Source organism: Uliginosibacterium gangwonense DSM 18521, assembly GCF_000373965.1.
Classification (GTDB): domain Bacteria; phylum Pseudomonadota; class Gammaproteobacteria; order Burkholderiales; family Rhodocyclaceae; genus Uliginosibacterium; species Uliginosibacterium gangwonense.
Genome location: NZ_KB892835.1, coordinates 61,327 through 81,956 on the forward strand (window position 1 = coordinate 61,327; position 20,630 = coordinate 81,956).

A 20,630-nucleotide genomic window follows, 5' to 3' on the forward strand; every position below is an offset into this window, starting at 1 on the left:
TTCAGGAGAAAACCATGTTTCTTCCCCCTGCAAAGTTGAGCCTCTTCTCTGTTGCCTGTGCAGCGTTTTGCCTGATGTCTGGCACTGCATCGGCTGACGTGACCGTGATTTCGTTTGGGGGCTCCAATCAGAAAGCCCAGGTCAAGGCATACTATGAACCCTTCATGAAAACTACCGGCTCCAAACTCGTCACCGGTGAATACAATGGAGAACAGGCCAAGATCAAGGCCATGGTTGAAGCCAAGAATGTCTCCTGGGACGTGGTCGAAGTTGAATCCCCTGAACTCGCGCGTGGTTGCGAAGAAGGCCTGTACGAGAAACTTGATATGGGCAAGATCGGCGCCAAGAAAGATTTCGTACCGGCTGCCGTATCGGAGTGTGGGATTGGCCTTTTCGTGTGGTCGACCGTGTTGGCTTACAACGGTGAGGCACTCAAGACCGCCCCCACTTCCTGGGCCGACTTCTGGGATTTGAAGAAATTCCCCGGCAAGCGTGGCCTGCGTAAAGGGGCGAAATTCACGCTTGAATTTGCTTTGCTGGCCGATGGCGTGACACCCGAGGATGTCTACAAGGTGCTTGGCACGAAGGCCGGTGTGGAGCGCGCATTCAAGAAACTCGACCAGATCAAGCCCAGCATCCAGTGGTGGGAAGCCGGTGCACAGCCTCCGCAACTGTTGGCTGCAGGCGATGTGGTGATGACAACTGCCTATAATGGACGCATCGCCACTGCGCAGAAGGAAGGCAAGAAACAGCTCAAGATCGTATGGACCAACAACATCTACGATTTTGATTCCTGGGCGATTCCGGTTGGTGCACCGAACAAGACCGATGCCTACAAATTCATCGCCTTTGCCAGCAAGCCCGAAAATCAAAAGGTGTTTGCGAGCGAGATTCCGTATGGCCCGACCAACCTGAAGGGCACTGCGCTGGTTGACAAGGCGATTGCCGCCGAATTGCCTACTGCCCCGCAAAACATGAAGGGCGCATTGGCCAGCAACACCCCGTTCTGGGTCGAGCATGGTGAAGACCTGGAGCAACGCTTCAACGCCTGGGCCGCCAAGTAAGACCGTTTATCCAGGCCCGGCTTTTGCGATAGCAGAGGCCGGGCATGAATCCAAAGCAGCCGGATGGAGAAAGACAACGTCATGTCCAGCCTGACCGCAACGATATTGACCGAGATGCATACAGAAAACAGTGCTTCCCTAAAGGATCAGCTACGCCGTGCCGAGCGAATGAAAAAGCTCCGCTATGGCGCACTGATTCTGCCCCTGGCTCTGTTCCTGTTGCTGACTTTCGTCTGGCCTATTGCCGCGCTGCTCAAACGTAGCGTGGACAACCCGGAGATCGTGGGGGCTTTTCCCGTCACTAGCAGCCTTCTACATAACTGGAATGGCAAGGCGCTGCCGGACGAAGCCACTTTTGTCGCTTTTGCCGATGAGCTGGGCAAGACCAAGGGCACACCACCCCTTGCCGCCGCAGCCAAGCGGCTCAATATGGAACAACCGGGTTTTCGCAGCGTGATGATGCATTCGGCCCGTGCAATGCCACCTGAGACTGGGACTTCCCCCAAGGATGCGCTGATTGCGGCTGATTCGCGTTGGGGCGAGATTGCCACCTGGCAATTCCTGGCCCGCAACGCCAGCCCCTATACGGCACGCTATCTTCTGGCCTCGGTGGATCGAAAATATGACGAGCAGGGCAATATTGTCGCTGCTGATGAAGATGAAGCCATCTACGTCGATGTGCTGGTGCGCACCTTCGAGATGTCCTTTGTGGTAACCGTGTGCTGTCTGTTGCTGGGATTTCCGTTGGCCTACATGATGGCAAGCCAGCCGCCAAAGATTGCCAACGTCATCATGATCTTTGTGTTGCTGCCATTCTGGACATCCATTCTGGTTCGCGTGGCTGCCTGGATTGTGTTGCTGCAATCGCAGGGGTTAGTGAATCAGGCCTTGATGGCGATGGGCATCATCCATGAACCCCTGCAACTGGTATTCAACCGTGTCGGTGTATATATTGCCATGGTGCATATTTTGTTGCCCTTCATGATTCTGCCCCTGTACAGCGTGATGAAAGGCATCTCCCCTACCTATGTGCGTGCCGCCCAGTCCCTGGGGTGCCCGCCCTTGCGCAGTTTCTGGAAGGTGTACTTCCCGCAGGCGCTGCCCGGTGTGGGGGCCGGTGGTTTGCTGGTATTCATCCTGTGTATGGGCTACTACATTACACCGGCATTACTGGGGAGCCCGAAGGAACAGATGGCCAGCTATTTCGTTGCCTTCTATACCAACCAAACCATCAACTGGGGCATGGCTGCGGCACTCTCTGCCATCCTGTTTGTGGCTACCTTGGTGCTCTATATGGTGTATTCCAAACTGGTGGGCAGCCCGGACGTGGCGTCTAAGGCGCGGTAAGAGGAGAGAAGATATGATCGCATCCTACGCTTCCCCTGCTGAACGAGTCTGGTATTACGCCTTTCGCATCATCTGTGCGCTGGTGCTGGTGTTTCTGATGTTGCCGATTCTGGTGATCGCACCTTTGTCGTTCAACTCGGACTCCTTCCTGCTCTACCCGATGTCCGGCTTCTCGCTGCGCTGGTATGACGAATTTCTGACTTCTCCTGCATGGCGTCAGGCCTTCATGAACAGCTGCATCGTCTCCCCGTTTGCTACCTTGCTTGCCATGGTGCTGGGTACGCCCGCTGCGGTGGGGCTGACACGCATCGATTTCCCCGGCAAGGCGCTGCTGACTTCCATTCTGATCTCCCCGATGGTTGTGCCGGTGGTGATCGTCGGGGTGGCAACTTATCTGGTCTTTGCGCCAATCGGCCTGTCTGGCAGTTATGTCGGTTTGATACTGGTACATGCTGCGCTGGGCGTGCCGTTTGTGGTGACGACTGTTTCGGCTACGCTGCAAGGCTTTGATTTCAACCTTGTACGCGCTGCCGCCAGCCTGGGGGCGAATCCATTGACGACCTTCTTCCGTGTCACCTTGCCACTGGTGGCGCCCGGGGTGATTTCGGGTGGACTGTTTGCCTTTGGCACTTCTTTTGATGAAGTGGTGGTCACGCTGTTCTTAGCCGGGCCGGAGCAGACCACGCTGCCACGCCAGATGTTTGCAGGGATTCGAGAGAACATCAGCCCGACCATTGCTGCGGTAGCCACCATTCTGACCATATTGTCTACACTGATGTTGATTACGCTGGAGTGGTTGCGTCGCCGTAGTGAGCGCATGCGCGGTGTGGCCCACTAAGAATATCCCCGACATCATGAATAAAGGACCATCCAACATGCTGAACCTGAAAGACGCCTCGCTCTTCCGCCAACTTGGCTATATCGATGGAGTTTGGGTGGCTGCTGACTCCAGAGCCAGTATCGAAGTCTACAACCCTGCTACTGGCGAGGCACTGGGAACGATTCCGAATATGGGGGAGGGCGAAACGCGTCGGGCGATTGCCGCTGCCGAAGTCGCCTTGCCGGGCTGGCGTGCCAAAACTGCTGCTGAACGCGCCAAGTTGCTGCGGCGCTGGTTTGAACTGATGCACACACATCAGGATGACCTGGGCATGATCATGACTTGCGAGCAAGGCAAGCCGCTGGCCGAAGCCAAGGGCGAAATCTCCTACGCTGCAAGTTACCTGGAATGGTTTGCCGAAGAGGGTAAGCGTGCATATGGCGAAATCATACCGCCGAACGGCAATGATCGTCGTTTGCTCGTCACGCGCGAACCCGTAGGCGTGTGTGCGGCGATTACCCCGTGGAACTTCCCTTCTGCCATGATTACCCGCAAGGCCGGGGCCGCGCTGGCGGCCGGATGCACAATGGTGCTTAAACCCGCCACCCAGACGCCCTATTCCGCGCTTGCACTGGCCGAGCTTGCAGAGCGCGCGGGTATTCCCAGGGGGGTTTTTAACGTGCTGACGGGCTCGGCCCGCGCTATCGGCGGGGAGCTGTGCGCCAATCCCGTGGTGCGCAAACTCTCCTTTACCGGTTCAACCGAAGTGGGTTCAAAGCTGATCGCGCAATGTGCGCCAACGGTCAAAAAACTGTCGATGGAGCTGGGGGGAAATGCCCCCTTCATTGTATTCGACGACGCCGATCTGGATGCAGCCGTGGTGGGTGCCATGGCTTCCAAATATCGCAATGCAGGGCAGACCTGTGTGTGTGCCAATCGTTTGTTGGTGCAGGAAGGCGTATATGGCGCTTTTGTGGAAAAACTGATGCAGGCGGTCGCTGGGCTGAAAGTTGGCAATGGTCTGGAAGCTGGTGTGACCCAAGGGCCTCTGATTGATACCAGTGCCCTGGAAAAGGTTGAAGAACTTGTGGCTGATGCACGTGAAAAAGGCGCGCGGGTGGTGTGTGGTGGCAAGCCGCATGAGTTGGGCAAGACCTTCTTTGAGCCGACTATCCTGGCGGATGTAACCCAGGATATGCGTGTGGCACGCGAAGAGATTTTCGGGCCCGTTGCGCCCGTGTTCAGCTTCAAGACAGAAGAGGATGCCATCCGGATGGCAAATGATACAGAATTCGGACTGGCTTCGTATTTCTATGCGCGGGATGTGGCGCGAATTTTCCGCGTATCAGATAGCCTGGAATATGGCATGGTGGGGGTCAATACTGGCATCATTTCCACAGAAATTGCCCCGTTTGGCGGCGTGAAATCATCAGGACTTGGGCGTGAAGGTTCCCGTCATGGCCTGGATGACTATCTGGAAATGAAATATGTCTGCATTGGCGGTATCCGCTGAGGCCAATTTTGAACTGAACCAAGACTGAATCATCACCCTGTGATGCGGGCAGGGTAGACGTAAGCGCTTGCGCAAACGCTGTGAAGTATATCGTCGCCTGCGGCTTTGGTCCGGCAGGCTCTGGACCCGCAGATTTATCTGGAGAACGCAAACATGAACGCACCTACGAGCATCATCCCTGTCTTGACCAATGCCGATCTCATGGAACGTCGTAAAGCTGCGCTGCCGCGCGGGGTGGGGCAGGGGCACCCGATCTTTGCTGCGCGTGCCGAGAATGCGGAGATTTGGGATGTGGAAGGGCGCCGTTGGATCGATTTCTGCGCTGGGATTGCCGTGGTCAATACCGGGCATCGCCACCCCAAAATTGTGGAAGCCGTGCGGAAGCAATTGGAATCTTATACGCATACCTGCTTCCAGGTTGTTGCCTATGAAGGCTACGTCGCCCTGTGTGAGCGCCTGAACAAGCTGGCCCCAGGCACGACACCGAAGAAGTCCTTTCTCATGAATTCCGGTGCGGAAGCGGTGGAAAATGCCGTCAAGGTGGCGCGTGCCTATACCGGCCGCCGTGGCGTGATTGCGTTTGGCGGTGGCTTCCACGGGCGCACCATGTTCACCATGGCGCTGACCGGCAAGGTCGATCCCTACAAGATCAAGTTCGGCCCGTTTGCAGGGGATATTTATCATGTGCCCTATCCCGATCCGCTTCACGGCGTGACCGAGGAAGAAACCTTTATTGCGATTAACCGCCTGTTCAAGTGGGATATCGAAGCAACTGAAGTGGCAGCCATTGTTGTTGAGGCCGTACAAGGTGAAGGTGGTTACATCCCCGCCTCCACGAGCTTCATCAAGGGCTTGCGCGAATTGTGCGACAAGCATGGCATCATGCTGATCGTGGATGAAGTCCAGACCGGTGTTGCGCGTTGCGGCAAAATGTTTGCCATTGAGCACCATGGCGTGGAACCCGATATCATGACGATGGCAAAGGGGCTGGGCGGTGGTCTGGTGATTTCTGCGGTGATTGGCAAATCGCACGTCATGGATGCGGCTGTGCCTGGAGGTTTGGGTTCCACCTACGCAGGCAATCCGTTGGCCGTGGCCTCTGCCCTGGCGGTGCTGGATGTGGTGGAAGAAGAAAAGCTGGCCGATCGCGCTGCCATGTTGGGCCAGCGCATGCGTCTGCGACTAGGCAAGCTCAAGGATCGTTTTGATTGCGTGGCTGATGTGCGCGGCCTAGGTGCCATGACAGCCGTGGAGTTCTGCCATCAGGGGGACCCGCATCATCCGGCTGGCGATCTTGCTACGGCGCTCAAGAACGAAGCGGCCAAACGTGGATTGCTCTTGCTGAACTGCGGTAGTTATGGCAATGTACTACGCATCATGATTCCGTTGACCATTCCGGAAGCGGTACTCGACGAAGGACTGAGTATTATCGAGGAGTCACTGGCCGTAGTGACCGGCAAGTAAGAAACCGTAAAAAATGCCTATGGCGTTGTTGCGCTGCCTTGCCGTACTCGCTGTACTGTCTGCGTCGGCGCGCCTAGCCAGAACCGTTGTACTTCATTTGGGTACGGTTTCTAAATCATACAAAGAATTGGTCGCCACTGGGGAGCGGCGACCATGCTTGGTGGGCATCGTTTGGGGTTAGCGATGTCTACGCAGAGGTGGCCTGTGCTTCGGCACAGGCCATTTTTGTTTTGTGTTGTGGTGTATGAATATGGTCAAGGGCACTGGTCATGTCGGAAATCAGGTCCTCGACGTTTTCCAGTCCGGCATGGATGCGGATCAGGTGGCCTTGTTGCGCCCAGGGCGTTGCGCTACGGACTGGTGTGCCAACAGGGAGTGCAAGGCTCTCGAAACCACCCCATGACAATCCAATCCCAAAGAGTTTGAGTTCGCGGAAGAAGCATGGGAGAATTTCAGGTGCGGCACTATTGAGCACAATAGCAAACAGGCCGGTTGCACCGAGAAAATCTCTTTGCCATATCTCGTGCCCTGGGGCGCCCGGCAATGCCGGGTGAAGCACTTGGGCAACCGCAGGGTGTAGTGCCAATTGTTGCGCCAGCATCAAGCCATTCTGCCAATGTTGTTTCAGGCGTACCGACAGTGTGCGCAGGCCACGCAATGCCAGATAGACTTCCTCCGGCCCGGCTGTTTCGCCAAATACATGCGCACTGGACTGCAGGCGTTCCCAGGTATTCTGATTGCAGGTCACAATGCCCAGCAAGCCATCCGAATGACCCAGGATGTATTTGGTTGCGGCCTGAATCGAGACATCCACACCATGCGCGAACGGCTTGAAATAAAGTGGTGAGGCCCAGGAGTTATCTGCAATGACGACAGCGTTGTTGGCGTGGGTGACTTGGGCGATAGCGGGAATGTCGCAGACTTCAAAAGTGAGCGAACCCGGGGATTCCACAAATACCAAGCGGGTATTGGGGCGCATGAGTGACTGGATTTCAGCACCGATGCCAGGCGCAAAGTAGCTGACCTCTACCCCGAAGCGGCGCAGTGTGTGGTCGGCAAAGCTGCGCGTAGGGCCATAAACGTTATCCGCAATCAAGACATGGTCGCCGCAGGAGAGAAAGGCCATCAGCGCGTGGGTGCAGGCGGAAAGGCCGGAAGGAAACACCTGGGCGCGATAGCCACCTTCCAGTTCCGCGACAGCCGCTTCCAGTGCCCGTGTGGTGGGGGAGCCGTAGCGACCGTAGTTGCGATAAGGGTTGTCGCCCTGTTTGCTGGCTTCCCAATCCTCGTAGCTGGAGGCCAGGATGGTGGAGCCACGAAACGCCGGGGTATTGACGTAGCCGCCATAGGCCGCAGGGTCGCGCCCGGTGCTGGTGAGCAAGGTTTCTGGCTGAAGAGAGGCAAATGAATTCATGGCATGACCTGGCGCGGTGGACATGGAGTTATCGTAGGCACCCAGCGGGTGAATGTTTTTCCCAAATTTGAGCAGAAGTGCTCTAAAATGAAAATTATTTCCTTGTTATGACGAAAATCAGGAAAAATTATTCATGGACAAGTTTGATATCGCAATTCTTGACCAATTGCAGCAGGATTGCTCCCTATCACTCAACGATTTGGCTGCAGCCGCCAATCTGGGGCCAACGGCTTGCTGGCGGCGTGTGCAGAAGCTGGAAGAGACGGGGGTGATCCGTGGCCGGGTGGCGGTACTGGATCGCAAAGCCTTGAATGTGGGAGTAACGGTCTTTGTATCGGTGCGAACCAGTCAGCATAACGCCAAGTGGATACAGTCGTTCCACGATACCGTAGCTGCAATCCCCGAAGTGATGGAACTCTATCGCATTGCTGGGGAGTCAGATTACCTGATGCGTGTGGTGGTGCCAGACATTGCTGCGTATGATTCGGTGTACAAACGCCTGATCCGTGTGCCAGGGATTGCGGATGTGAGTTCGAGTTTTGCGATGGAGCAGATCAAGTATACCACTGCGCTGCCCCTGGAGTATGCCAAGTAGCAGCGCGTGCTGGCAGGGTCAGGATTCTGCTTCTGCCTCTTGACCCATGTCGTCATCAAGCATGGCATCCTCGTCCAGAATATGCTGGATGTATTCTGTTGGAAGTTGATACTGTTGCGCCAGGGCTTCCGCACCTTGGCCGCTTGTGCGCAGGGTTTGTAGCCAACCACTCAGCCCGGTACTCAGGGAACGTCCGGCACTTTCTCCTGCATGGGGTGTCGCGTTTTCCAGGTCGTATTTGTTGGCATAGCCACGTGGGGTCACCATCAGGCCGTGGCGGATGAAGGTGTTGGAGTTGCCAATCAGCACGGTTGAAAGCATGCCGATTTCGCAGTCCGCCATTTTCTCCAACGTGGTGAATTCGATGCGCTGCTTGGGGCGGTAGGCGGATTTGACGATGGCAACGGGCGTATCTGGTGCGCGATGGGCCAGGAACAGGCGTTGCGCTTCCTGGATGTGGCGCGTGCGTCGCCCGCTTTTTGGGTTGTAGAGCGCTACCACGAAGTCTGCCATGGCAACGGCATTGACTCGGCGGGCGATCACTGGCCAGGGGGTGAGCAGGTCGGAGAGTGAAATTGCGCAAAAGTCATGCGTCAGCGGTGCGCCGACCAATGCGGCGCAGGTATTCAGCGCGGACGCGCCGGGGATGATCTCTACTTCCACATCTCCGGAGTCGGGAATCCAGCCTGCCTGAAAAAGCACCTCAAACGTGGGGCCCGCCATGCCATAGACGCCTGCGTCGCCCGAGGAGATCAGCGCCACCTTCTTGCCTGCACGTGCACGTTCCAGTGCTTCGATGGCGCGATCCAGTTCCTCGGTCATGGATTTCTTGATGATTTCCTTGCCCTCCAGCAGATCGGCCACCAAGCGAATGTAGGTGACATAACCGATTACTGTGTCGGCCTCTGCCAGTGCGGCGCGGGCGCGTTGGCTCATGTGATCCACGCTGCCGGGGCCAAGGCCGACGAGCATGATTTTTCCTGGGGTGAAGGGTGGGTTATTTGTCATAAAATCACTTTGGCGATTGAAACCGTTGCATGGCGACCATCAAGGCCACGCAAACGATGTTTTTCAAGAATGAGTTGGGACATATCTGCACGGGCGGCAAGCAAGGCAGCTGCCTCTGATACAGAAGGCGTGCCGGTATGGCGCAATACAGTAGCAGAGGGATTAGGTACTTCGACCGAGGCTAGTTCTTCCGGCGTATAGAACTGCAGCGGCCAGTGGTGTGCAGCGGCGCAGGCCAGCAATCCTTGTTCGTCAGCCTTGAGCGTAATACTGGCAAGCCCTGAAATTTGCTCAGAGTTCAAGCCCGCAAGCGCCAGCGCTTCGCCAATTGCCGCTTCAATGGTGGATTGAGGTGTGCCACGGTCACAGCCGACCCCCAATGCAATTCGAATGTATGCCATGTTATGATTTGGTGCCGACCCGGTAGATGATGCGCTTGCCCGCCAGCCTATCCGTCCAGGTCTGTGGCAGATCACGATCACTGATCCACAGGATCGCAGAGAATGCTTCTGGCGTAATCTCTTCGAGCCGGGTAAAACAATGGATATTCTTGGGAAGCTGGCTGCTGCGTCCGTTGGCGTGGTTCCGCCACCAGTCTGGCGAGCCAGCTTCCTGTACTAGGGCAATAGGCTCATCATTGACCACAGCGGCGCTGGCGCGAACCAGCTCGTCATGGCTGGCCTCAAAATGCCAACCGAGTTCGCGGCCCAGCAGATCAACAGCCAGGGTTTGGCGTGAATCTGAGGCTGTCGTCAATACTGGCGTGGCGCCGAGTGCTGTCGCCAGATGTCCGGCCAGTTCGTTGGCGCCACCTAGATGCCCGGAGAGAACTGGAATGACGAAACGGCTGCCTTCGTCCACTACGACAATCGCAGGGTCTTTTGACTTGTCCAGGATGCAGGGCGCAATCAGGCGGACCAGGGCGCCCAGTGAAACCACAGCCACGATAGCGTCATATTGAGCAAACAGTATGGGAATCTGTTCCCCAAGCTTGCCCGCATAGCAAGTATGGGAGGCAGGAGAGGCTGTCGCTGCTTCGGCGGCGAACTTCTCCGGCGCATAGAGATGGGCACCAGGCAGTGCTGCAATGATCTTGCCTGCGCAAGTAATGCCATGGCGCGTGATGGAAACCACTGCAGTACGCGAGGCTGCCGTGGAGCGGGCGATGACCGGGGTGCTCATGCTACTGCCTCCTTGCGCTTGCGGCAACCGCGGCGCAGTTCGCCCCGGGCACGCTTGGGGTTTTGTACCAGCATCAATGACAAATAATTGACGCATTGCCCCTTCAGGCTGGCCAGATCAGTCACGACGCGCTGATCCGGCGCGCCTACACGCTCAATGAAGCAGCTTGTGGCAAGTAGATCGCGCTGTTCGAGCAATTCGATGATCTCGTCGACCAGCGGTTTGACCTTCATGAGGATCAGGGTGTCGAACTCATCCAACAGGTGGTCGATGACTGAGATGCCGTATGCCGCAGGGATCACTGCGATGGTTTCATCCTCTTCCGCCAGTGCTTTGCCTACACAAGCTGCGGCAGCGGAAAATGAGGATACGCCAGCGATGGTTTCCACTTCCACTTCGGGCGTGATTTCGCGCACAGCACGTGCTAGATGGCTGAAGGTCGCAAAAGTGGAGGCGTCACCCTCTACCAGAAAGACCAGATCACGCCCTTCTGCCAGCAACTCCAAGGTGCGTGCCGCTGCCCGTGCCCAGGCTTTGGCAAGAATGGTCGCATCGCGTGTCATGGGGAAGACAAGCGGCTCGATATCCGCAGGTAATTCCAGACCGGCCCGGCAGACAATGTCCAAAGCATAAGACCTTTCTTCTGCCTTTTTGACGGGATAAATCCAACGGGCACCCGAATGCAGTGCCTCCCAGGCGCGCCGGGTAATGAGGCCGGGATCGCCTGGGCCAAGCGAGGCACCAATCAGGCGTCCGTATGTGACTTTGTCTTGAGTCGGTGTCATGGTTTTTGTGCAGAAACAATCCATACGGGGTTTTGTGCAGCCATTCTGTGCATATCCAGAATGGGTTGGCTACGCGAGGCCTGGAGTTGTACCACGTCCCAATTTGCCCTGTGCGTGGCAAGCGTTTGGGTTGCAACCGCGAGGTTCTCCAAGGTCACGAAATTCATCACCAGATGCCCACCGGGTTTGAGGCGATCCAGAATCAGCGCAATCAACTGCGCCAGTTCTCCTCCTGACCCACCGATGAAAACGGCATCTGGGGCGGGCCATTGTTCCAGGCCTGCCGGGGCTTTGCCTTCAATCAGCGTGTAGTTGGTGGCACGCAGGCGGCGGGCGTTGACGCGGGCATTGGCAGCATCATCCACGTTCTTTTCAATGGCATAGACGTGGCCTTGACAGGCCAGTCTGGCTGCTTCCAGTCCCACTGAGCCAGAGCCTGCGCCGATGTCCCAGATGATGCTATCTTCATGAATTCCCAGGCGAGCAAGCGATACTGCACGCACCTCCTGTTTTGTAATCAAGCCTTTTTCTGGCTGACGCTGAATGTAGTCTGCGTCTGCGAAACCGAAGATCGCCTGCCTGGGTACGGATAGATGCTCAATGAGCACCACGTTGGGTTGTGGAAACTCTGTTTGTGCCGCTTCTTGCAGCGAGAGGTTTTCAAAGAGCGCTTCGTCAGGCAGGTGCAGGCGTGCAGCGACGGAAATCCGGATGTCCGAGCTGTCATATCCTGCCGCCAGAAGAGCCCGTGCAATGCGGGCAGGCGTGTTTTCCGGGCTGGTGAAGGCGGCGACGTGAGGATTACGGCTGATGGCCTGCATCAGGTCGTAGAGGCTATGTGCTGGAGTATTGCTGTTGTCATTCGCCCATTCACCGCTATCCGGGCCGTGGCAGGAGGCGATGCGGTAGATTTGGCTGGGGCGGGCGAAATGGGCAAAGGCTAGTTGTAGGCACGATAGATTGGGGAGTATTTCTAGATTCTCCAATCGATTGCCGAGCAGGCTGCCAATCCCATGGCACAAGGGATCTCCGGTTGCGAGAATGACGGCGTTCTGGCCTGACATGCGGGCTTGCAGAACCCAGTCTGCAACTTCACGAACGTGGCCATCCATGTCCCGGCATTCGATATGCGTAGGGATATGGGGGCGAATCAGTTCCAAGGTCCGGCCTGCGCCGATGATCAATTGGGCGCCGAAGATGCGTTGGCGCGCAGGCTCAGTGAGCCCGGCCCAACCGTTGTCAAGTATGCCAATAAGGGTGTCAGTAGGGGATTGCGTCATGATTGTGTGCCGGGGAGGTTTGCTTCGTCTTGTTCTACGCGCACGATGAGTTGGCCTTCAAAATCACAGACCAAAACTGTCAGAGTATAGGGGCCTGCATGCTGCTGACGTAGGCTGCGAATGGCCCGGATTGCCAATTCGCGGTGGAAGGCGATAGCCAGCCCGAGTGCCTGCAGGCGTTCAGCGGCGAAGCGGGCGGTTTCTGCGGCGCGGATTTCTTCGACCAGATCGGCAGGGGCACCTACCTGGTGGGCGCAGTCCGCGAGGAGATCGCGGTCAACCGCTTCTTTCCAGGCATGGGTGACAGCGAGGCCCTGGCCCATTTTTGTGAGTTTGCCCACCATCGCGCCGATGTATATGTTTGTCATCTTGCGCTTAATGGCAGTCTGGAAGGCGGCTTTGACAAAATCGCCCATCTGTACGAAGCACGATTCAGCCAATTCCGGCAGTTCGCGCATGGCGAATTTTTCGGTGCGCCCCCCGGTGGTAAACACCACGCTACGCTGCCCCTGGCGGGCAGCTACGTCAATGGCCTGCACGACGCTGGCGCGGAAAGCTGCCGTCGAGTAGGGGCGCACGATGCCGGTGGTACCCAGGATCGAGATGCCACCGAGAATGCCTAGGCGTGCGTTGAGGGTTTTGCGGGCCATCTCTTCACCGCCGGGAACCGATACGGTGACTTCGAGACTATCTCCTTGTGCAAGGATGGTTTCACCTACGCGTTTGACATTTTCCGTGATGTTGCGCCGGGGCACAGGGTTGATGGCGGGCCCGCCTACCTCCAAGCCCAGGCCATCCTTGGTGACTGTGCCGATGCCAGCGCCACCTTTGAGGATGATGGCACCAAGCCCATCGGCAATGCGGCGCACATCAACCGTGAGATGGGCGCCCTGGGTGGCATCCGGGTCGTCGCCCGCATCTTTGATGCTGACAGCATGTGCCGTGTTGTCTTCAATCCTGCCATCGTGGATGGCAAATTCAGTCTGTTGCCCGTTGGGCAGCTGGCAGAGGACGCGCTCGGGCACCTTGCCCTCCACCAGCCCAAGCGTGGCGGCAACGGCTGCTGCAGCCGCATTTGCACCGGTGGTGAAACCCGTGCGATTACCCCGATCACGCTTGGCATCGCCTTTGCGGACTTTTTCTGCTGGCGCGCTGTTCTCTGTGGGTTGGGCTGACATTACCTGCGAGTCGCTCGTTCGTGCTGCTCGGCCAGTTGCATCAGGGCGTGGATGGCTGCGACAACCAGCGTGGAGCCCCCTTTGCGGCCTCGCACGATGATCCAGGGGATGTTATCCAATTCGGCTAGCATGTCTTTGGATTCTGCTGCCGAAACAAATCCCACCGGCATGCCGACTACCAAGGCCGGGCGGATATGTTCTTCACGGATCAGGCGGATGAGTTCGATCAGCGCTGTGGGGGCATTGCCAATGCAGACGATGGCGCCATTTAGCAGGCCCAGGCTGTGGGCCTTGCGTATGGCCTGGGTGGCACGGGTGGTGTTTTCTGCGCGTGCCTGGGCGATGACATCCACGTCGGAGATGAATTGGTGCGGGCGGATTTTGAAATGGCTCAGGCGCGTGGTTGAGAGCCCCACGCAAATCATCTCCACGTCAGCCACAATGCTTGAGTTGCGGCTCAGTAGCGCCATGACACCAGCGCTGACGGCATCCGGGTGGAATTCGGTCAGGCCATTGAAATCGAAATCCGCGTTGGCATGGATCATCCTCCGCACGATTGGCCACTGGTGTAGGTCATAGCGATGGGAGCCGACCTCTGCATCAATAATGGCAAAGGAATCGTACTCGATGGCCTGACCTACTGGCGTCAATTGTTCGGTGACAAGTGGTTTGGAGGAGTTAGTATTCATTTTTCATTCGTCAGCAGGTCAGGCGTGAGCATGAATGTGGATTGCCGTGTGAGTATGATCGTGCAGGTGGTGGGCCTGGGCGTCTGCCCGGTACTTGCAACCATCGCACTCTAGCAGGCTTGCCTGTGAATTGTCCTGGTTAGTGGCGCGCATATCAAGCAGATCGAATATCCCGGGGTCAAACCCGAAGTGGGCGCTCAGAGCAAAGGCTGTTTGTGGGTATTGCTGGCGCAATCGGGCTGTCTGGGCCTGGATGCGGTCTATCAGCACGCCAGTGAAAAGATAGACCGGGATAATGGCAATTTGCCGCATCCCCAGGGTGATCTGCCGCTGCACCACCGTTTCTAGGCGCGGCCAGGTGATGCTGGTGAAGGCGATGTCGACCAGATCGTGGTCGGTTTCTTCAAAAATCCAGCGTGCCATCTTGGCCAGTTCGCTGTTTGCCCCGGCGTCTGAAGATCCGCGCCCAAGCAGGATCACCCCTGTGTTGTGGGGGTCTGGCATATCCAGTTCCTGCATCAGGTGCTCAAGCTGCGCGATGAGTACGGCAAAGATTTCCCGCCCCATGCCCAGGTGGCGCACGCATTCAAAATGCACGTGCGGGTGGCGCTGGCGGGCCGCTTCCATGGCTGCGGGCAGCTCCATCTTCACGTGCCCTGCAGCATTGAGAATGAAAGGGATCACCATGACGCGGCGAGCGCCTTGCGCGGCATGGTCGAGTCCGCCGTTGAGCAGGATTTCGGCATGCTCGATGAAGCAGACTTCAATGCGCCAATCGGGGTGACGAGCCCGCCACTGCTCGGCAAAACGCATGATTTCCTGATTCCCTTCGACGTTACGGGAACCATGCCCAACGAGAAGTAGAGTTGTATTATCCATATGTCGTATCCGGTTCAGGCGCTGGAGGCGCGACGAAAGCGATGGGTAAAGGCCGGGTCATAGAGTTTGGAGCGGGCAATCGTCTCCCAGTCTCGTGCGCCCAACGCCGGGCTGGCGATAATCATGGCTTGTGAGGCGATCTTCTGCTCTTGGCAAAGACTTTTGATGTTGGCGAGTGTGCCACGCACAATCTTTTCCTCTCCGGGCCAACTGGCCTTTTGCACCACCACGATCGGCGCATCCTCCGGCCAGCCTGCTGTGCGCAGCGCTTTTTGCACCTCATGCAGCAGGGTGATGGACAGGAAAATGCATAAGGTGCAGCGGTGAGCCGCCAAGGCTTCCAGGTCTTCGCCAGGGGGCATGGGGGTGCGGCCCGCCACGCGGGTCAGGATGACTGTCTGCGTGACTTCCGGCAGGGTCAGGCTTTCCCCGGCGGCGGCGGCCGAGGCAAAGGCAGAGGATACCCCCGGCACGACGCCCCAGGCGATGCCTTGGTCATCCAATGGGCGGGTCATTTCGACCAGGGCGCCGTACAGGCCTGGGTCACCGGTTTGCAGACGTACTATGTTGTCATGCTTGTGGGCGGCATCAATGAGCCAGGCGACGATTTCTTCCAGGGTCATGTCCCGCGAATCGCGGATCGCACAGCCTGCCGGAGCATAGTAGGTGGCTGCACGGTCAACGAGCGAGCCCGCATACAAAATTGCTCCGGCGGACTCCAGCAGGCGAACGCCTTTGACGGTGAGCAGATCAGGGTCGCCAGGGCCTGCACCCACAAACCACACTTTGCCGCTCATACGTGTGAGCCTGCCAAGTGAATTGCCTGCGAGGCGAAGACGAAATGAAAACGCATAAGGCTCCCGGAAACAGTTTGTGCCGATGGCATAAACCCGGGAAGTATCAATGCTCGAATGGATTCGCGGATCGCAATAAGCCTGTTAAATGTCCGCGCCCCAAGGCGGGAAAAGTGCTTTCTGTGATCCAGCGGCCAAGCGACCCACACCCCGGGGTAACACCACAACCAAGTACATCCGGGCCGGTCTTCTGGCTTGCCTGCATTCATCCCCACCTACCTTCCCATGCGTGAGCACAGTGGCGTTTGGTGGTTCGATCAGAAACTGCTCGTGGTGAGCTGTTTCTCAGGCCTACAGCAGCGGGGGCTGCGCCGGACTGGGAGAGCGTCTCTCCGCACCGGCTTCCCGTTTCACCCAGGCCATGGCAATGGCACTGAGCACCCGAATGGGGTGGATACTATGCCAAACCGGCAAGGGAAGTAAACCGTTCTTTATCGTTTGAAAACCCGTCCACAAACAGGGTTTTGAGCATTTCAAGGTGCTTGACGCAGGGGCTGAACCCCTCTATCGTGCATCCCCAGATGGTTCCTCTGCATGCATATTCGGTGTGTGCAGGGGTGAAAAGGGAACACGGGATACGCATCATGTGGCATGGTCAGACGTGCTCAGGCGTTGTGCCGTGGCTGCCCCCGCAACTGTAAGCGGTGAGGTTCTGGCTCCTCTATGCCACTGGTCGTCTTGCTCTCCACCGGGCAAGGCAGCGAGACCGGGAAGGCTCGGCCTGGATCATGGACCCGCAAGCCAGGAGACCTGCCATCGTTTGAGCGCTATACGCATTGCCGGGCGGGGTGTCCCGGTGGGTGTTCCTGTATGGCGTGCCCATTTCAAGGTGGTTTCATTATGCATATCATGGAAGGTTACCTGCCTGTCGCGCACGCGGTGGGCTGGTTTGCTGCTTCTGCCCCCTTTGTGGCTGCAGGTGTCGTGTCATTCAGGAAGATCGTGGCCCGGCATCCTGAAGCCCGCTTGAGCGTTGCCGCTGCCGGGGCGTTCACGTTTGTACTCTCCGCACTGAAAATGCCGAGCGTGACCGGATCATGCTCCCATCCTACGGGTACAGGGCTCGGGGCAGTCATGTTCGGTCCTTCCGTTATGGCTTTGCTTGGCACGATCGTGCTGCTTTTCCAGGCCTTATTGCTCGCGCATGGGGGGCTGACGACCTTGGGCGCCAATGTTTTCTCCATGGCGATTGTCGGCCCCTGGGTGAGTTGGGCGGTGTGGCAGTGCTCGCGCAAACTGGGGCTATCGCAGGCCGTGGCAGTGTGCTTGGCGGCCGCCATAGGGGATTTGGCGACTTATCTGACGACTTCTGCCCAGCTTGCCTGGGCCTATCCTGATCCGGTGAGCCATTTTGGTGGTGCATTCGCCAAGTTCGCCGGCATTTTTGCCATCACGCAGTTGCCTCTGGCGGTTGCCGAAGGTTTGCTGACGGTGGTGGCAATCAATGCGCTCTCTGCCAGAATCGGGCATTTGGATTCGTTTGGCATGGTTGAGGAAAGGAAGCGGGCATGAAGAAGTATTCCTCAGTAATACTGCTGCTCGTGGCCTGCCTGATCATTGTGATACCGCTTGTGATTCCCGCTTTTGGCGGTGAGTTTGCGGGTACGGATGATCGTGCAACCCAAGCCATTGCAAGCCTGAAACCCGGCTATAAACCCTGGTTTGAGCCACTGTGGGTGCCCCCCAGCAAGGAAATCGAGAGCCTTCTTTTTGCTTTGCAGGCTGCATTAGGGGCAGGCTTGCTGGGCTATGTCATCGGTCGTCGTCACGAAGCCCAGCGCCGCAATGTTGATCATTGATCAGCTTGCACATGGCAATGCGTGGCGCCACCACGCATTGATCGAAAAAATCTGCCTTGGATTGGGTGGTTTGGGCGTGGTGATAGGGCAACCGGGGTGGGTAACAGGGACTTTGGTTTCCTGTGCATTGATGGCTGCGGCAGTATGGGGCGCCAGAATTCCGTTCGGCTTCCTGCTGCGAGTGCTGTGCATCCCAGCAGGGTTTGTTGTGTTGGGGGCGCTCACCTTTCTGTTCTCAGTGGATGCTAATGGGATTCATTTTGTGGCCAGCGGTGTGGCGGCAGCTTTTACGCTGATAGGGCGTAGTTTTGCCGCAACGGTCTGCGTGTGTTTCCTTGCCCTGACTACGCCTGCGACAGATTTGCTCTGTGGTATGCGTCGCGTGGGCCTGCCGCGCGATGTGGCGGAGATCGCCTTGCTTACCTACCGGTTTTTGTTCCAGATTGCAGAAACGGCTGCCACCATGCATGCGGCGCAAGCAGCCCGCCTGGGGCATGTAACGCCGATGCGCCGTCTGCGCTGCCTGGGGATGCTCGTTGCCAATTTGTTGCCGCGAGCATTTGAACGCGCACGGCATATGGAGATCGGCTTGGCTGCCCGTAACTGGAATGGGGAGCTACGGGTGCAGGCGTCTGCGGTGCCCGTGTCCTGGTGGCGTGTGGCCGCGATTGTATGGGGCTGGATTTGTGTACTGTGGGCGGGAAGGGTGATGCAGTGAGCATGATTGTGGCGGAAGCCTTACACTACGCCTACCCCGGCGGTGGCGATGCATTGGCAGGATTGAGTCTGACGGTGAAGCGTGGGCGCAGGCTTGCAATTCTTGGCCCGAACGGGGCAGGCAAGACGACTTTGCTGCTGCACCTGAATGGCTCATTGCGGCCTGCGCAGGGGCGGGTTTTGCTTGATGGGGTGGAGGCCGCTTATTCGCGCACTGCACTGGCGGCATGGCGGCGGCGTGTTGGGCTGGTTTTGCAGGATGCCGATGACCAGCTTTTTGCTTCTTCCGTAGCAGAAGATGTATCGTTCGGCCCGTTGAATCTGGAATTGCCTCCTGATCAAGTCCGTGACCGGGTGGATGCGGCGCTGCATGCTATGGGAATTTCTGCGCTGGCAGAGAAAGCCCCGCATATGCTTTCTTTTGGGCAAAAGAAGCGTGTGGCCATTGCGGGCGCATTGGCGATGCAGCCTGAAGTGTTGCTGCTGGATGAACCTACCGCAGGACTGGACTATTTGGGAACCCGCCAACTCCTGGAGGCACTTGGGGCGTTGGCCGAGACGACGCTGGTTTTTACCACGCATGACGCCGGATTGGCGCTGGCCTTTGCCGATGAGGTGGCTTTGTTCGCACAGGGCAGGGTAATCGCGCAGGGGGATGCACAGACCGTGCTGTCTGATGCCAATGCCATGAAGCAGGCTTCGCTAGAGGTGCCTTTTGTGGCGCGACTGGCAGCCCGTTTGCAAGGCTTGGGGCTGCCAGCGCAACACCTCCGAACCGAGGAGGATGTGCTGGCCGTGCTGGCAGCACATCCTTTGGCCGTAGATCAGATCAGTGTTTCCGGTGCGGTGTAAGGCAGATTCAGCGCATCGGCCACTTCCTTGCAGGTCAGCTTGCCGCCACTGATATTCAGGCCGCGCCGCAGATGTGCGTCCTCACGCACGGCGGCTTTCCAGCCCTTGTTGGCCAGGGCCAGGGCGAAAGGTAGGGTGGCTGCATTGAGCGCGTAGGTGGACGTTCGCGCCACCGCGCCCGGCATATTCGCCACGCAGTAATGCACCACGCCATCAATCACATAGGTTGGGGCATCGTGGGTGGTGGCCTCGGAAGTTTCGCAGCACCCACCCTGGTCGATTGCCACGTCGACGATGACCGAGCCCGGTTTCATCTTGGGCAGCATGGCGCGGGTCACCAGCTTGGGGGCGGCGGCACCGGGGATCAGCACGGCGCCGATCACCAAATCCGCCTGACATACCGCCGCTTCAACCGAATCCTTGTTGGCATGCACGGTTTTCACGCGGGTGCCAAATTGAGCGGCCAAGCGGCGTAGCACAGCCGGGCTGCGGTCCAGTACCGTGACATCTGCGCCCATGCCTGCAGCAACCAGGGCGGCATTGCTGCCGACAATCCCCCCGCCGAGTATGACGACCTTGCCCGGCTCCACGCCCGGCACACCGCTGAGCAGTACGCCACGGCCACCCGCTGCTTTTTCCAGGCAATGCGCCCCCGCCTGGATACTCATTCGGCCTGCCACTTCAGACATCGGGGCCAGTAGGGGTAGCGAGCCATCGGCAGCCGTTACCGTTTCATACGCGATACAGGTGGCGCCGCTGGCGAGCAGCTCCTTCGCCTGCTCAGGATCAGGGGCCAGATGCAGATAGGTGAACAGTAACTGGCCCGGGCGCAGCATGGCACGCTCGGCTGCTTGCGGCTCCTTGACCTTGACGATCATCTCGGACTGCGCAAACACCTCCTTGGCTGTGGGCAGCACAGTCGCCCCGGCGGCACGGTACTCCTCGTCTGAGGCGCCAATACCGCTACCGGCACCATGCTCGACCAGCACGGTATGGCCTTGACTGACCAACTCACGGACCGAAGCCGGGGTCAGGCCGACCCGGTATTCGTGGTTCTTGATCTCCTTGGGAACTCCTACAAACATGGCACGCTCCAAATCAAAAATAGGGGAACACGGAACCGACGGGGGTTTTGGGGAGGTCGGCAGGTAAATCCAGTATATGAAGTGATTTATGGCGAAAGTAACTTC

General features: G+C 57.8%; 21 protein-coding genes and 2 riboswitches. Of the genes, 10 read left to right on the top strand and 11 right to left on the bottom strand.

All coding sequences use genetic code 11. The features are described from left to right. Positions 1–14 precede the first annotated feature (14 nt). The 5 genes from B145_RS0103065 to gabT all read left to right on the top strand — a co-directional run bounded on the left by B145_RS0103065 (position 15) and on the right by gabT (position 6,208). Entirely contained in the window at positions 15–1,064 is a 1,050-nt protein-coding gene (locus tag B145_RS0103065; protein WP_018605107.1) for an ABC transporter substrate-binding protein, read from the top strand. Positions 1,065–1,145: 81 nt separating this feature from the next. Continuing rightward, complete coding sequence (locus B145_RS0103070) at positions 1,146–2,411, top strand: ABC transporter permease (RefSeq protein WP_051082540.1); 1,266 nt, start codon at positions 1,146–1,148, stop codon at positions 2,409–2,411. A 13-nt stretch (positions 2,412–2,424) separates the two neighbouring features. Then, positions 2,425–3,249 (top strand): ABC transporter permease, encoded by an 825-nt coding sequence (locus B145_RS0103075; protein WP_018605111.1) that lies wholly within the window; start codon positions 2,425–2,427, stop codon positions 3,247–3,249. Positions 3,250–3,286: 37 nt separating this feature from the next. Beyond that, a complete protein-coding gene (gabD, locus tag B145_RS0103080; protein WP_018605114.1) occupies positions 3,287–4,744 on the top strand; it encodes an NADP-dependent succinate-semialdehyde dehydrogenase in 1,458 nt (485 codons plus the stop codon). Between the two features lie 153 nt (positions 4,745–4,897). Further along, a complete protein-coding gene (gene gabT / locus B145_RS0103085; protein ID WP_018605115.1) occupies positions 4,898–6,208 on the top strand; it encodes a 4-aminobutyrate--2-oxoglutarate transaminase in 1,311 nt (436 codons plus the stop codon). A gap of 187 nt (positions 6,209–6,395) precedes the next feature. On the opposite strand, the gene metC is transcribed toward gabT, so the two are convergent. Next, complete coding sequence (gene metC / locus B145_RS0103090) at positions 6,396–7,622, bottom strand: cystathionine beta-lyase (RefSeq protein ID WP_051082541.1); 1,227 nt, start codon at positions 7,620–7,622, stop codon at positions 6,396–6,398. A 133-nt stretch (positions 7,623–7,755) separates the two neighbouring features. Between metC and B145_RS0103095 the strand changes: the two genes are divergently transcribed. After that, positions 7,756–8,217 (top strand): Lrp/AsnC family transcriptional regulator, encoded by a 462-nt coding sequence (locus B145_RS0103095; RefSeq protein ID WP_018605119.1) that lies wholly within the window; start codon positions 7,756–7,758, stop codon positions 8,215–8,217. Positions 8,218–8,235: 18 nt separating this feature from the next. Here the strand turns inward: B145_RS0103095 and cobJ are convergent, their stop codons facing one another. Genes cobJ through cobM form a run of 9 tightly spaced genes read right to left on the bottom strand, consistent with a single transcriptional unit; the run spans position 8,236 to position 16,015 of the window. Next, complete coding sequence (cobJ, locus tag B145_RS24235) at positions 8,236–9,189, bottom strand: precorrin-3B C(17)-methyltransferase (protein WP_018605120.1); 954 nt, start codon at positions 9,187–9,189, stop codon at positions 8,236–8,238. A 32-nt stretch (positions 9,190–9,221) separates the two neighbouring features. After that, entirely contained in the window at positions 9,222–9,626 is a 405-nt protein-coding gene (locus B145_RS0103105; protein WP_018605121.1) for a cobalamin biosynthesis protein, read from the bottom strand. A 1-nt stretch (position 9,627) separates the two neighbouring features. Further along, positions 9,628–10,407, bottom strand: a complete 780-nt coding sequence (locus B145_RS0103110; RefSeq protein ID WP_018605122.1) for a cobalamin biosynthesis central domain-containing protein — start codon at positions 10,405–10,407, stop codon at positions 9,628–9,630. Then, positions 10,404–11,192 (bottom strand): precorrin-2 C(20)-methyltransferase, encoded by a 789-nt coding sequence (gene cobI, locus B145_RS0103115; RefSeq protein ID WP_018605123.1) that lies wholly within the window; start codon positions 11,190–11,192, stop codon positions 10,404–10,406. Before cobI ends, B145_RS0103110 begins: the two co-directional genes overlap by 4 nt. Continuing rightward, on the bottom strand, positions 11,189–12,472 hold the full coding sequence (cbiE, locus tag B145_RS0103120; protein WP_018605124.1) for a precorrin-6y C5,15-methyltransferase (decarboxylating) subunit CbiE: 1,284 nt from the start codon (positions 12,470–12,472) through the stop codon (positions 11,189–11,191). Before cbiE ends, cobI begins: the two co-directional genes overlap by 4 nt. Then, positions 12,469–13,650, bottom strand: coding sequence for a cobalt-precorrin-5B (C(1))-methyltransferase (locus B145_RS0103125; protein ID WP_018605125.1), 1,182 nt, complete (start codon positions 13,648–13,650; stop codon positions 12,469–12,471). Before B145_RS0103125 ends, cbiE begins: the two co-directional genes overlap by 4 nt. Next, entirely contained in the window at positions 13,650–14,339 is a 690-nt protein-coding gene (locus B145_RS0103130; RefSeq protein WP_018605126.1) for a precorrin-8X methylmutase, read from the bottom strand. Before B145_RS0103130 ends, B145_RS0103125 begins: the two co-directional genes overlap by 1 nt. A gap of 18 nt (positions 14,340–14,357) precedes the next feature. Beyond that, positions 14,358–15,218 (bottom strand): sirohydrochlorin chelatase, encoded by an 861-nt coding sequence (locus tag B145_RS0103135; RefSeq protein ID WP_026258781.1) that lies wholly within the window; start codon positions 15,216–15,218, stop codon positions 14,358–14,360. Between the two features lie 14 nt (positions 15,219–15,232). Further along, positions 15,233–16,015: a precorrin-4 C(11)-methyltransferase gene (gene cobM / locus B145_RS0103140; RefSeq protein ID WP_018605128.1), complete on the bottom strand. Its 783-nt coding sequence runs from the start codon at positions 16,013–16,015 to the stop codon at positions 15,233–15,235. Positions 16,016–16,235: 220 nt separating this feature from the next. Beyond that, positions 16,236–16,472: riboswitch (cobalamin riboswitch) on the bottom strand. Between the two features lie 105 nt (positions 16,473–16,577). After that, positions 16,578–16,844, top strand: a riboswitch (cobalamin riboswitch). A gap of 68 nt (positions 16,845–16,912) precedes the next feature. On the opposite strand from cobM, the gene B145_RS0103145 reads away from it, so the two are divergent. Genes B145_RS0103145 through B145_RS24240 form a run of 4 tightly spaced genes read left to right on the top strand, consistent with a single transcriptional unit; the run spans position 16,913 to position 19,440 of the window. Further along, positions 16,913–17,584, top strand: coding sequence for an energy-coupling factor ABC transporter permease (locus tag B145_RS0103145; RefSeq protein WP_018605129.1), 672 nt, complete (start codon positions 16,913–16,915; stop codon positions 17,582–17,584). Next, positions 17,581–17,871 carry an energy-coupling factor ABC transporter substrate-binding protein gene (locus B145_RS0103150; protein ID WP_018605130.1) on the top strand — a complete coding sequence of 97 codons (291 nt, stop codon included), beginning with the start codon at positions 17,581–17,583 and terminating at the stop codon, positions 17,869–17,871. Before B145_RS0103145 ends, B145_RS0103150 begins: the two co-directional genes overlap by 4 nt. Continuing rightward, positions 17,858–18,589: a cobalt ECF transporter T component CbiQ gene (gene cbiQ / locus B145_RS0103155; protein WP_026258782.1), complete on the top strand. Its 732-nt coding sequence runs from the start codon at positions 17,858–17,860 to the stop codon at positions 18,587–18,589. The genes B145_RS0103150 and cbiQ overlap by 14 nt, the downstream gene beginning before the upstream one ends. 2 nt (positions 18,590–18,591) lie before the next feature. Continuing rightward, positions 18,592–19,440 (top strand): energy-coupling factor ABC transporter ATP-binding protein, encoded by an 849-nt coding sequence (locus tag B145_RS24240; protein WP_018605132.1) that lies wholly within the window; start codon positions 18,592–18,594, stop codon positions 19,438–19,440. Here the strand turns inward: B145_RS24240 and ald are convergent. Next, positions 19,413–20,525, bottom strand: coding sequence for an alanine dehydrogenase (gene ald, locus B145_RS0103165; protein ID WP_018605133.1), 1,113 nt, complete (start codon positions 20,523–20,525; stop codon positions 19,413–19,415). The genes B145_RS24240 and ald overlap by 28 nt on opposite strands. Positions 20,526–20,630 lie beyond the last annotated feature (105 nt).

What these genes read in the sequence shown, in the direction of transcription:
- B145_RS0103095 (WP_018605119.1), top strand. Translation starts at nt 7,756, where the DNA reads ATGGACAAGTTTGATATCGCAATTCTTGACCAATTGCAGCAGGATTGC.
- B145_RS0103125 (WP_018605125.1), bottom strand. Translation starts at nt 13,650, where the DNA reads ATGTCAGCCCAACCCACAGAGAACAGCGCGCCAGCAGAAAAAGTCCGC.
- ald (WP_018605133.1), bottom strand. Translation starts at nt 20,525, where the DNA reads ATGTTTGTAGGAGTTCCCAAGGAGATCAAGAACCACGAATACCGGGTC.
- B145_RS24240 (WP_018605132.1), top strand. Translation starts at nt 18,592, where the DNA reads ATGATTGTGGCGGAAGCCTTACACTACGCCTACCCCGGCGGTGGCGAT.
- B145_RS0103145 (WP_018605129.1), top strand. Translation starts at nt 16,913, where the DNA reads ATGCATATCATGGAAGGTTACCTGCCTGTCGCGCACGCGGTGGGCTGG.
- B145_RS0103105 (WP_018605121.1), bottom strand. Translation starts at nt 9,626, where the DNA reads ATGGCATACATTCGAATTGCATTGGGGGTCGGCTGTGACCGTGGCACA.
- B145_RS0103135 (WP_026258781.1), bottom strand. Translation starts at nt 15,218, where the DNA reads ATGGATAATACAACTCTACTTCTCGTTGGGCATGGTTCCCGTAACGTC.
- gabD (WP_018605114.1), top strand. Translation starts at nt 3,287, where the DNA reads ATGCTGAACCTGAAAGACGCCTCGCTCTTCCGCCAACTTGGCTATATC.
- B145_RS0103130 (WP_018605126.1), bottom strand. Translation starts at nt 14,339, where the DNA reads ATGAATACTAACTCCTCCAAACCACTTGTCACCGAACAATTGACGCCA.
- B145_RS0103110 (WP_018605122.1), bottom strand. Translation starts at nt 10,407, where the DNA reads ATGAGCACCCCGGTCATCGCCCGCTCCACGGCAGCCTCGCGTACTGCA.
- cobM (WP_018605128.1), bottom strand. Translation starts at nt 16,015, where the DNA reads ATGAGCGGCAAAGTGTGGTTTGTGGGTGCAGGCCCTGGCGACCCTGAT.
- B145_RS0103065 (WP_018605107.1), top strand. Translation starts at nt 15, where the DNA reads ATGTTTCTTCCCCCTGCAAAGTTGAGCCTCTTCTCTGTTGCCTGTGCA.
- B145_RS0103075 (WP_018605111.1), top strand. Translation starts at nt 2,425, where the DNA reads ATGATCGCATCCTACGCTTCCCCTGCTGAACGAGTCTGGTATTACGCC.
- cbiQ (WP_026258782.1), top strand. Translation starts at nt 17,858, where the DNA reads ATGTTGATCATTGATCAGCTTGCACATGGCAATGCGTGGCGCCACCAC.
- cobI (WP_018605123.1), bottom strand. Translation starts at nt 11,192, where the DNA reads ATGACACCGACTCAAGACAAAGTCACATACGGACGCCTGATTGGTGCC.
- cobJ (WP_018605120.1), bottom strand. Translation starts at nt 9,189, where the DNA reads ATGCTCGTCGGCCTTGGCCCCGGCAGCGTGGATCACATGAGCCAACGC.
- cbiE (WP_018605124.1), bottom strand. Translation starts at nt 12,472, where the DNA reads ATGACGCAATCCCCTACTGACACCCTTATTGGCATACTTGACAACGGT.
- gabT (WP_018605115.1), top strand. Translation starts at nt 4,898, where the DNA reads ATGAACGCACCTACGAGCATCATCCCTGTCTTGACCAATGCCGATCTC.
- B145_RS0103070 (WP_051082540.1), top strand. Translation starts at nt 1,146, where the DNA reads ATGTCCAGCCTGACCGCAACGATATTGACCGAGATGCATACAGAAAAC.
- metC (WP_051082541.1), bottom strand. Translation starts at nt 7,622, where the DNA reads ATGAATTCATTTGCCTCTCTTCAGCCAGAAACCTTGCTCACCAGCACC.
- B145_RS0103150 (WP_018605130.1), top strand. Translation starts at nt 17,581, where the DNA reads ATGAAGAAGTATTCCTCAGTAATACTGCTGCTCGTGGCCTGCCTGATC.